The following is a 6,000-nucleotide window of genomic DNA, read 5'->3' on the forward strand; positions in this document are numbered from 1 at the left end:
TATCGGCAGGCAAACCTAAAGCGGCTTTATACCAAACAAAACCTATAATATTTTTGTATCACAAATTAAAACAATCAAATGGACAGCGAAGAAAGAAGAAGGCAGAGGGAAGAATGGAGAAGGCAGATGCATGATAATAGCGGCGGCCGTATATGGGCGGGCGTATTGTTGCTTACGATAGGCGGTTTATTGCTGGCAAGGCAGGCAGGCGCCGATATACCCGGCTGGGTGTTTGACTGGCCCCTGCTGCTGATAGCTATAGGCCTGCTTATCAGCTTTAAGAGCAGATTTAGAAATGCCGGGGGCTGTGTAATGATGATTGTGGGTGGTGCGTTTTTAGTGAATGAGATTATTCCCAATATGCATATAGATAAGTTTCTGTGGCCCGGTATATTTATATTAATTGGCATCGTGTTTATAATAAAACCGCATTCGCATCATAAAAGATATTACAGGAAATGGGAAAGATTTGAAGAAAAATGGAACAGAAGGCATTCAGCGTTTGGTGCAACAGATATAAAAGCGGAACCTGCAGCATTTGGCGCAGCAGAAGCAGAACCTGTAAATATTAATGAAAAAGATGCGGCAGATGCTGAATTTGTGGAAATAAATGCGGTATTCGGAAGCGTTAATAAACTTATTCTTTCCAAAAATTTTAAAGGCGGCGAGGTAAATGCCTTTATGGGCGGCGCTGAGATTAACCTCGTTCAGGCCGATATAAAGCAAACAGTAGAACTGGAAATTAATGCCGTGTTCGGCGGGGCCAAGCTCATCCTGCCCGGTCATTGGAATGTGAAAAACCGGATGACGGCTGTGTTTGGAGGCGTGGAAGATAAACGGCAGGCAAGCATCTCATCGCCTGATGCCAATAAAACAATCATCCTGAAAGGCGCCTGCGTATTCGGCGGCATTGAAATAAGAAATTATTAATACAGGCAGCAACCTTTTACATAGTTACCGGTGTCATAAGCTTACAGGCAAAGCTTAAAAGCCCCGGGCCGCAGCATAATTATACAAGTTTATTCTATAATCTAACCAAATACAATAATTCTATGAAGTGGTATCTCGCTAAACTGGTTTACAGAATATTATGCGGAGATGGCGCGCACACACCGCAGTTTGACGAACAGTTACGTTTAATAAGCGCCGATGATGAATTGCATGCATTTCAAAAAGCAAGGTTATTCGGGCACAGGGAGCAGGATAATTTTCTAAACGCTGCCGATAAGCCGGTGCACTGGCGGTTTATAGATGTAAGCGAAGTGCATGAGCTGAACAGCCTGAACGATGGCGTTGAAATTTATTCGCGTATTTCAGAAGAAGAAAATGGTGAAATATATACCAAGCTCACATTAATGCGGGCTTCACATCTCCAGGAAAACTTTTTGCATACGAGCATGCAGTTAAATTAGCACGTTTTGATAACAGGCACATCAAACAGGGGATTGCTGTTCCTCAACGTAAGCTGGTGGCTCATTGTAAGCGCTGTGCATGCTTATGTGCTTTCGGAGCTTTCATTCACTGCGCATGAAATATTGAGCGACACGCTTATAACGTCGGGGTTGCTGGGCGGCATTTCGTTTCTCATAGTAAATAACATGCGTTACTACCTGCCGCAGCGTGAAAAATACTGGTATATACTTTTTATAGGCATTTGTGTAAGCGGCATGAGCTCGCTGCTTTCAAAATTCCTGTTCAATCTTTTCCTGGGAGATGATGCTCATTATATACAATTAACGCAGCATGCGGCAGGCATCAGGTTTGGCGTAGGTTTTTTACTGGTAAGTTGTATTGCCATGATAAGTTTACTATGGTATAACCAGGAGGAGCAAAAAGAAATGAATGCACGCAGGGCGGAGGCAGAGCAACTGGCAAAAGAGGCAGAATTATATAAGCTGAGGCAGCAGTTGCAGCCGCATTTTTTATTCAACAGCTTAAATTCCATCAGCGCTTTAACGGCAATACAGCCGGAAAAAGCAAGGCACATGATAAACCAACTGAGCGAATTTTTGCGCGGCACTTTAAGAAAAGATGAAAAACAATGGAACACGCTGAAAGAAGAAATGCAATACCTTGAGCTCTACCTCGAAATTGAAAAGGTTCGGTTTGGACACCGGCTGCAAACAAATATAGTTTGTGAAGAAGCGGCCCTTGATTTAAAGCTTCCCTCACTGCTGCTGCAGCCCGTGGTGGAAAATGCCATTAAGTTTGGCCTGTACGATACAACAGGCGAGGTAACGATAAAAGTATATGCAGCCAAAAAAGAGAATCATTTAATTGTATCGGTAAAAAACCCTTTTGACCCCGAAACGGCACAACCGTTAAAAGGTACCGGGTTCGGCCTGGCTTCTATAAAGCGCAGGTTGTTCCTGCTGTTTGCCAGGCAGGACCTGTTAACCACAGAAAAAGAAGATAATTATTTCATAACCACTATTCTTATACCTCAAGCAGTATGAACGTAATTCTTATTGATGACGAACCGCTGGCAAGGAGCATTGTAAGAGAATATTTGCAGGCTTATCCATCCATTAACATTGTGGCGGAATGCAATGATGGTTTTGAAGGGTTAAAGGCCATTAACCAGTATGCGCCCGACCTGATTTTTCTCGATATACAAATGCCCAAGATAACGGGATTTGAAATGCTGGAACTGATAGAAGAACCGCCGGCCGTAATATTTACAACGGCTTTTGATGAATACGCCATCAAGGCTTTTGAAAGCAATGCGGTTGATTATTTATTAAAACCTTTCAGCAGAGAACGCTTTGATAAAGCCATCCAGAAATATTTGCAGCAGCAAAAGCCTGTTGCCCCCCCAAAAACAGAGGCGGTGCTGGAATCGGCGGGCCAGTCGCCCATACAGCAGAACAGGGTGGTGGTAAAAGACGGCAGCAAGATTAAAATAATACCGGTTTTGCAAATACAATACCTTGAAGCCGCCGATGATTATGTAAAGATCTTTACCGGCGAAGGCATTTTCCTTAAAAAGAAAACAATGGGTTATTTTGAAGAATCACTGCAATTGTTCCAGTTTGTGCGGGTGCACCGTTCCTACATTGTGAACACGCAGCTCATAACGAGGATAGATGCTTATGAAAAAGACAGCCATCTTTTGCTGCTTTCCACCGGCGCTAAAATACCGGTAAGCAAGTCCGGTTATACTAAATTGAAAGAGGTGTTGGGAATATAATGCCGGCGTACAATGATTCGCCAATAAAAACGTCAAAATGCCTGGTTATAACCAACCTGTAATATTATTGATCGGAGCGCCGGAAGCTGATGGAATGTAATTTTTAATTCGTCCTGCAGGCTTACCCGGTCTTTTACAACCACTGCCGGCGTGCCAAAACATATTTTGGCAGCAGGCAATGATTTAAATACAGAAGACCTTGAACCAATCACTGTACCTGCCCCGATGTGCACACCCGGGCCAACAAATACATCAGCAGCCAGCCAGCATTGGTCATGAATAGCAATCGGTTCTGCATATATAGAAAACTCAGTTTTATTATGCCGGTGGCCGCCGGTGCACAGGTAAGACCGTTGCGAAACTACAGCATGGCTGCCAATGCTTATTTCGCCCAGGTTATACAATACAACCTCATCGCCTATCCAGCTATAATCGCCCACCTGCAGTTTCCAGGGAAACTGAATATGCGCAGTGGGCCTGATCATTACTTTTTTGCCAATTTTAGCGCCAAAGCGCCGCAATAAAAACCGCCGCCAGCCATACATACATTGAGGAGAGGTTTTGAAGAACAGCATTTGCACAAGCCACCAGGTTTGTACATACCAGGCCGGTTTTCCCCTGAAGCCATCAGGAAGCCTGAAATTTTTTAAATTTTGGAATTGCATAAGTTCACAGTTTAGCTACGGATTAAATACTGGCAAACCGTTTACGGTGTTTTGCTTTAACAAACTTATTTTATTTTTTAATTGCCTGCAAAAACAGTTGGGATAGCTAAAAAAATCCGCGGGCGCCTTTTTCCAAGGCTCAGTTAATCGGTACGTAAATTTTTATCATCGCACGGGTTGCTTCATTTATCGTTAAAAAGAATTTAAAAAATCATATCCAATATAAGAATAAACTATGCCATCGTTACTTAGCAGTCCCATCTTAACCATTACCTTATCTGTTAATTTAAATGAATGAAACCATGACTAAATTAAGCGTGAACATCAATAAAATTGCCACATTGCGCAATAGCCGCGGCGGCAATAATCCCGATGTTGTTCAGGCCGCAATTCATGCCCAAAAGTTTGGTGCAGATGGCATCACCGTTCATCCCCGGCCCGACGAAAGGCACATTCGTTATGATGATGTGTGCAAGATAAAAAAGATCATTACGACAGAGTTTAATATTGAAGGCAACCCGCAGGAAGAAAAATTTGTGGAACTGGTTTTGCAAACAAAGCCTACGCAGGTTACGCTGGTACCCGATGCCTTATCGCAGGTTACCAGCAATCATGGGTGGGATACAATAAAACACCAGCAATACCTGAAAGATATAATTGCCGTATTTAAAAAAGCACGCATACGCACTTCTGTTTTTGTTGATCCTAAAATTGAAATGATCGAAGCGGCTGCAGAAACCGGTACCGACCGTGTAGAGCTATACACGGAAGCTTACGCACATAATTATGAAACAAATAAAGAAGAAGCTATTGCGCCTTATCTGGCAGCAGCAGTGGCAGCGCGTGAAATGAACCTCGGTTTAAATGCAGGGCATGATCTTGATCTTAAAAACCTGAATTATCTTATCCGTAACATTTCATGGATAGACGAAGTAAGCATTGGCCATGCGCTTATCTGCGACGCTATTTATTTTGGTTTTGAAAATACCATCCAGTTATATAAGCGCCAGCTGGCATTGCCCGGCGGCAATTTGTTTTAATACCCCGGCAGGCTTTATTTTATTCTGGCTTTAATAAACGCTATGGTTTTTGCGTGTGCATCTGCGGTGGCTTCTTTGTTATAATCAGGGTTGCTTGGGTTGGCAAATGCATGTACGGCATCGTATTCGTAGGCTGTGAGATTTTTACCTGCAGCTTTCATGTTTGTTTTAAATGCTTCAACAATCGCCGGCGTAATGCCGCCATCCTTTTTGGCAAAAAAACCAATTACGTCACCATGCAGTTTTTTTAACTCATTTACATCTTTTTCGGGCATTCCATAATACATAATGCAACCTTCAACACTGCTGCCGCCAAGCAACGCTGCCTGCAGGCTCCAGCCGCCGCCAAAACACCAGCCTATAGTAAAAACTTTTGCATCTGCGCCGGCATAATTGTAAGCGCCTTTTATAATATTTACGGCGCGTTCTGCTTTTACAGCCTGCACCAGTTTGCGGGCTTCATCCGGCGTGGTGGCAATTTGTTTATCGTACAGATCAATTGCAATTGCATTAATGCCAAGTTCATTGGCTAATTTTTCAGTTTCCTGTTTTATGTAATCATTCAGGCCCCACCATTCCTGGAAAACAAAAAGGTAATAGCTGGTGGGTTTAGAGGCTTTTACCATCCAGCCATGGGCATCGGTGCCATCGGCTGCTTTAAAGGTTATGTCAGTTCCATTAGCGCTTTTATAATGAAAGGGTAATGGGGCATCGTGCTGCATTACAAAATTTTTATCATTTGCAAGTAAGGCAAATTGTGTAGTTGCACTGGCCGGCGGGCAGCAGGCTGATGTATTTTTTTGTGCGTTGGCTGAGGCGAAGCATATCATCAAAACAAAAAATAATAATTGCTTTTGCATAAGGATGATTTTAGTTTTTAAACTTATGGGTAACACAATTTAAACAATCAGGCTTTAATAAAACGAATGTTATAATATGTTACAGCAAATTCAGTGCAATTTGTTTGCCGGTGAACAGCAGGGCAAACGCATCTAAAAATTTTCTTTAAAGACAGTTTTAGCAAGAAAGTCATCATTGAGGGCAGATAGCAGCCTTTTCTTTTTAATGCTTGTTTTTTTGCTGGCATTATTCTTCAGCAGATTGA

The 6,000-nt window shown here is 42.6% G+C and carries 7 protein-coding genes; 5 read left to right on the forward strand and 2 right to left on the reverse strand.

All coding sequences use genetic code 11. The annotated features are described in order from the left end of the window. Nucleotides 1-78 precede the first annotated feature (78 nt). The 4 genes from QM629_RS08830 to QM629_RS08845 all read left to right on the forward strand — a co-directional run bounded on the left by QM629_RS08830 (nt 79) and on the right by QM629_RS08845 (nt 3,190). Nucleotides 79-930, forward strand: a complete 852-nt coding sequence (locus tag QM629_RS08830) for a LiaF transmembrane domain-containing protein (protein ID WP_415159283.1) — start codon at nt 79-81, stop codon at nt 928-930. 122 nt (nt 931-1,052) lie between these two features. Next, nucleotides 1,053-1,412: a DUF4288 domain-containing protein gene (locus tag QM629_RS08835; RefSeq protein ID WP_415159285.1), complete on the forward strand. Its 360-nt coding sequence runs from the start codon at nt 1,053-1,055 to the stop codon at nt 1,410-1,412. A 6-nt stretch (nt 1,413-1,418) separates the two neighbouring features. Further along, entirely contained in the window at nt 1,419-2,456 is a 1,038-nt protein-coding gene (locus QM629_RS08840; RefSeq protein WP_415159287.1) for a sensor histidine kinase, read from the forward strand. Continuing rightward, complete coding sequence (locus QM629_RS08845) at nt 2,453-3,190, forward strand: LytR/AlgR family response regulator transcription factor (RefSeq protein WP_415159289.1); 738 nt, start codon at nt 2,453-2,455, stop codon at nt 3,188-3,190. The genes QM629_RS08840 and QM629_RS08845 overlap by 4 nt, the downstream gene beginning before the upstream one ends. Nucleotides 3,191-3,222: 32 nt before the next feature. Here QM629_RS08845 and QM629_RS08850 read toward each other — a convergent pair whose 3' ends face one another. Beyond that, the gene (locus QM629_RS08850) at nt 3,223-3,855 is read right to left on the reverse strand and encodes a putative colanic acid biosynthesis acetyltransferase (RefSeq protein WP_415159291.1); all 633 of its coding nucleotides are present in this window, start codon (nt 3,853-3,855) and stop codon (nt 3,223-3,225) included. A 302-nt stretch (nt 3,856-4,157) separates the two neighbouring features. Between QM629_RS08850 and QM629_RS08855 the strand changes: the two genes are divergently transcribed. After that, complete coding sequence (locus tag QM629_RS08855; protein ID WP_415159293.1) at nt 4,158-4,895, forward strand: pyridoxine 5'-phosphate synthase; 738 nt, start codon at nt 4,158-4,160, stop codon at nt 4,893-4,895. A gap of 14 nt (nt 4,896-4,909) precedes the next feature. Here QM629_RS08855 and QM629_RS08860 read toward each other — a convergent pair whose 3' ends face one another. Beyond that, nucleotides 4,910-5,755 (reverse strand): dienelactone hydrolase family protein, encoded by an 846-nt coding sequence (locus QM629_RS08860; RefSeq protein WP_415159295.1) that lies wholly within the window; start codon nt 5,753-5,755, stop codon nt 4,910-4,912. Between the last annotated feature and the right edge of the window lie 245 nt (nt 5,756-6,000).

The sequence above is a fragment of the Parafilimonas sp. genome, assembly GCF_047606085.1.
GTDB lineage: Bacteria > Bacteroidota > Bacteroidia > Chitinophagales > Chitinophagaceae > Parafilimonas.

What these genes read in the sequence shown, in the direction of transcription:
- QM629_RS08830 (WP_415159283.1), top strand. Translation starts at nt 79, where the DNA reads ATGGACAGCGAAGAAAGAAGAAGGCAGAGGGAAGAATGGAGAAGGCAG.
- QM629_RS08850 (WP_415159291.1), bottom strand. Translation starts at nt 3,855, where the DNA reads ATGCAATTCCAAAATTTAAAAAATTTCAGGCTTCCTGATGGCTTCAGG.
- QM629_RS08835 (WP_415159285.1), top strand. Translation starts at nt 1,053, where the DNA reads ATGAAGTGGTATCTCGCTAAACTGGTTTACAGAATATTATGCGGAGAT.
- QM629_RS08855 (WP_415159293.1), top strand. Translation starts at nt 4,158, where the DNA reads ATGACTAAATTAAGCGTGAACATCAATAAAATTGCCACATTGCGCAAT.
- QM629_RS08845 (WP_415159289.1), top strand. Translation starts at nt 2,453, where the DNA reads ATGAACGTAATTCTTATTGATGACGAACCGCTGGCAAGGAGCATTGTA.
- QM629_RS08860 (WP_415159295.1), bottom strand. Translation starts at nt 5,755, where the DNA reads ATGCAAAAGCAATTATTATTTTTTGTTTTGATGATATGCTTCGCCTCA.